This is a genomic window from Mesorhizobium sp. M7A.F.Ca.US.005.03.2.1 (genome assembly GCF_003997795.1).
GTDB lineage: Bacteria > Pseudomonadota > Alphaproteobacteria > Rhizobiales > Rhizobiaceae > Mesorhizobium > Mesorhizobium ciceri.
In genome coordinates, this window is sequence record NZ_RZRP01000602.1 from 1 (window position 1) to 3,947 (window position 3,947).

Here is a 3,947-nt window from a genome sequence, read left to right on the forward strand (position 1 = left end):
ACAGACAGCTCTCGCCGCGCCTTCGCGTCTTCCTCGACTGGGCCTCACGCATCTTCGCCGAGGCAAACCTGTAGGCTGCAAAACGCGCCACTCGCGATCAACTCGGTTTTGCAAACCCGGCCAGGGACGCATAGCCGCGTACCACGCTCTTGCGTTCTTCGCGCGAAGCGACGGCGTCGATGTCATCAAACCCATGCGGCGCCCGGGCCTCGACCATGTCTATGACCGCTTCCGGCCCGCCTTGCCGATTGGCCAGCACGATGGCCGATGTGGCCGGCCGCCGCTCCCCGTCATACCGTGTTAGCGCGGCTTCGACGGTCGGTCCTGCGGCCAGATGCATCGCAAGGCAACCAGCGTCGAGTATTGCCTGGCTGGCTCCGTTCGACCCCACCGGGTACATGGGATGCGCCGCATCGCCGAGCAGCGTCACCCGCCCGAACGACCATCGTGGCAGCGGGTCGCGGTCGCAGTTCGGATATTCGTAGAAGCCATCCGTTGCCTGGATGATCGAGGCGGGGTCGACAAAATCAAGCTGAAACCGGTCACGCACGAAGGGCAGCACATCGTCGATCACGCCCGGGCGGCTCCAGTCGCCGGGACGCAGCGGTGATGTGCCGCTATCGCCGGTATTGGCCATCACCGCCCAGTTCGTCAGCCTGGTCTCTTCGCGATCCGGCTCGATCGGATAATAGACGAACTTGGCGAAATTGCCGCCGGCAACCGCCATGGTGCGCCCGTCGCGCCAGACCGGCCACGGCGTGGCGCCGCGCCACAGCATCGTGCCGTTCCAGATCGGCGGCCCTTCTTCGGGATAGAGCACGGCCCTGACGGCGGAATGAATCCCGTCGGCGCCTATGAGCAGGTCGCCATGGGCCTCGCCGCGCGAGCCGTCATGCCGGCGGAAATGCGCCACGACCTCGCCCTCGTTCTGCTCGAAGGCATCGACACGGCTTGCCGTGCTGATGACGTCGCCGCCAAGCCTGTTCACCACGGCCCGGTGAATCAGCCCCAGCAGCCTGCCGCGATGAATGCTGATTTGCGGAACCTCATAGCCGGCATCGATGCCCCGCAATTCCTGCCATACGATCTGGCCGAAGCGGTTGGTGTAGACAAGCTCGCGTGTCCTCACCCCCTCCGCGTCGAGCGCCGGCATCAGCCCAAGCCCGGCCAGCGCCTTGACAGCGTGAGGCAGCATGTTGATGCCGACGCCAAGTTCGCGGATGTCGTCGGCCCGCTCGAAAAGTTCGACCTCGATGCCTGCCTCATGCAGGAACAGAGCAGTGGTGAGGCCGCCGATACCGGCCCCGGCGATCAATGCTTTCATCAGTCACTCCCTTGCCGTGAAAAGTCCCCCCGAGCCGGTCAGATGCCCGTCGACTTCGCGACGTCACGGCGATGCACGTGGCCGGGGATATTCGAGTTGCATGGCGACGAGGTCTGCCGTGCGGGCACCATGGCGGGCAGCGATGGCGCGCAGCGTTTCGTCCAGGACTTTTGCCGGTCTCCAGATGGCTTGACGACGAGGCTACCGGCGTTAGGTTTCGTCCGAAATGACATAAATCGGGCGAATACTGCCATGCGCAGGCACGTTGCCGTCGTCGTTCACCCCGGTTTCCAGCTTCTGGATGCGGCCGGGCCGACAACCGTCTTCGAGATTGCGGAGCGCTGCCGCCCGGACAGCTATGAGTTGGTTTTGCTGTCGCCCGGCGGCGGCGACGTTGAAAGCTCCTCTGGCCTGAAGCTTCTCACCAGACCTCTGCGCGACGGCCCTTTCGACACCGTCATCGTATCGGGCGGCGAAATCATCCGTTCCATCGAGGCGATGGAAGAGATCGTCGCCTGGTTGAGGCGGGTGCCGGCGCGGCGCACCACCAGCGTCTGCACCGGCGCGTACCTGCTGGCACGGGCGGGATTGCTCGACGGCCGCCGCGCCACCACGCACTGGGCCAGCAGTCACGACTTCCACCGCCGCTACCCGAAGGTCAGGCTGGATGCCGAGCGTATTTTCATCAGGGATGGCGACATCTGGACGTCGGCCGGCATCTCGGCCGGAATAGACCTGGCGCTTGCCCTCGTCGAAGATGACCTTGGCGCTGAAGTGGCGCGCCGCACCGCACAGCAGATCGTCATGCACCAGCGCCGGCCGGGCGGCCAGTCGCAATTCTCGGCCTTCGTCGAGCTGGGCGGGCGAACCGGCCGCTTCGCCGCGCTGATCGAGTGGGTGCGGGCAAACCTGGCCGAACCGCTGACCGTCGAATGCCTGGCCGATCACGCGGCCATGAGTCCCCGCAACTTCGCCCGCGCCTTCACGTCCGAGACCGGCGTCACGCCGGCAAAGGCGGTAGAGCGCATGCGCCTCGAGACGGCCCGCACGGCGATCGAGACCAGCCATCTCCCGCTTGAGCGCATCGCCGAAGCCGCCGGTTTTGGCGATCCCGGACGCATGCGGCGTGCCTTCCTGCGTACCCTTGGCCAGCCGCCGCAGGCGTTTCGGACGGCCGCCGAACACAGGGGGCTTCAGTGGGGCAGCCAAGCAGCGGCTCTGCCGGCTTAAACGCCGTTCCGGTCCAAAAGCGGACAAAACCGAATGAGCGCACTTGATCCAGACCGAAGTTTCACGAAAATCATTCCAAAGCCGGTTGCTGCCATTCAGTGCGCCACTTTCGGCCTGTTGGACTGGATATTGCGGCGCCTGGCCCAATCGCCGCAGATGACGAACCGGATAGCCATTATGAGGAGACTGTTTATAACGGTCGCTGAAATCGCGATGACCAAGGGGAGACGATGCGCTACATACGTCCGCTTTCAATAGAAGATGCCGTTGGCCAGTTGGCCGGGTCGGCTGGTACGGCCGCCATCCTCGCCGGAGGCAGCGACCTCCTGGTCAGGATGAAGGGCGGCTTTGCCGAACCAGAGTTGATCGTCGACATCAAGGCGATCGATGGCTTGAGCGAGATCCGGGAAACGGCTGAAGGCTTCAGCATCGGCGCCGCGGTCCCTTGCGCCGTCCTGGGAGAGAACACCGCCCTCAAGAAGGCATGGCCTGGTGTCGTCGAGGCGGCCAAGCTGATCGGCTCCAAGCAGGTGCAGGGCCGCTGCACCATCGTGGGCAATCTCTGCAACGCCTCGCCGGCCGCCGACAGCGTGCCGGCGCTGGTTGCCGCCGGCGCCAGGGCAGTGGTCGTCGGGCCGGCGGGCCGGCGCACGATCCCCGTGCAGAGCGTGCCGACCGCGCCGGGCAAGACGTCGCTGGCCAAAGGCGAGATCATCGAGGCGATCCTGCTCGACAAGCGCGAGCCGCGGTCTGGCGATGCCTATCTGCGTTTCATTCCACGCACCGAGATGGACATCGCGGTGGTCAGCGCCGGGGTGAACCTGACGCTCGACGAGCACGGTGTCGTCAAATCGGCCCGCGTGGCGCTGGGCGCCGTGGCGGCGACGGTGCTTCTGGTCGAAGAGGCCGCGGAGGTGCTCGTCGGCTCCAGGCTGGAAGAGGCGACGCTGGAGCGGCTCGCCAAGGTCTGTGCGGGTGCCTGCCGTCCCATCGACGACAAGCGCGGCACTATCGAATTCAGACGAAAAGTTGCGGGTGTGCTGGCCCAGCGGGCCGCCACATCAGCCTATGCACGTGCAGGAGGCAAATGATGGCTGGAATTGCAGTTTCAACGACAATCAACGGCGATGCTGTCGAGTATCTGTGCCAGCCCGACGAGACGCTGCTCGACGTCCTGCGCGATCGGCTGGGGCTGACGGGCGCCAAGGAAGGCTGCGGCACCGGCGACTGCGGCGCCTGCTCGATCATCCTCGATGACCGGTTGGTGTGCTCATGCCTGGTGCTCGGCGCCGAGGCTGAAGGCCGTCGCGTCGAGACCATCGAGGGCATGGCGCATGGCGATACGCTGCACCCGCTGCAGCAGAAATTCCTCGAGCACGCCGCATTGCAATGC

4 protein-coding genes and 1 pseudogene are annotated in these 3,947 nt (G+C 65.4%); 3 read left to right on the forward strand and 2 right to left on the reverse strand.

Annotated elements, in window-relative coordinates; genetic code table 11:
- Positions 1-97: 97 nt before the first annotated feature.
- Positions 98-1,324, reverse strand: a complete 1,227-nt coding sequence (locus EN991_RS26500; protein WP_063168617.1) for a flavin-dependent oxidoreductase — start codon at positions 1,322-1,324, stop codon at positions 98-100.
- A gap of 63 nt (positions 1,325-1,387) precedes the next feature.
- A pseudogene (locus EN991_RS41120) lies at positions 1,388-1,504 on the reverse strand (transcriptional regulator); the annotation flags it as partial.
- Between the two features lie 72 nt (positions 1,505-1,576).
- Here EN991_RS41120 and EN991_RS26505 point away from each other — a divergent pair.
- The 3 genes from EN991_RS26505 to EN991_RS26515 all read left to right on the forward strand — a co-directional run.
- The gene (locus EN991_RS26505) at positions 1,577-2,554 is read left to right on the forward strand and encodes a GlxA family transcriptional regulator (protein WP_164753802.1); all 978 of its coding nucleotides are present in this window, start codon (positions 1,577-1,579) and stop codon (positions 2,552-2,554) included.
- 230 nt (positions 2,555-2,784) lie between these two features.
- Complete coding sequence (locus tag EN991_RS26510; protein WP_063168619.1) at positions 2,785-3,645, forward strand: xanthine dehydrogenase family protein subunit M; 861 nt, start codon at positions 2,785-2,787, stop codon at positions 3,643-3,645.
- Positions 3,645-3,947: 2Fe-2S iron-sulfur cluster-binding protein (locus EN991_RS26515; RefSeq protein WP_127369874.1), on the forward strand; the 303-nt coding region annotated here is incomplete at its 3' end. The genes EN991_RS26510 and EN991_RS26515, both read left to right, overlap by 1 nt.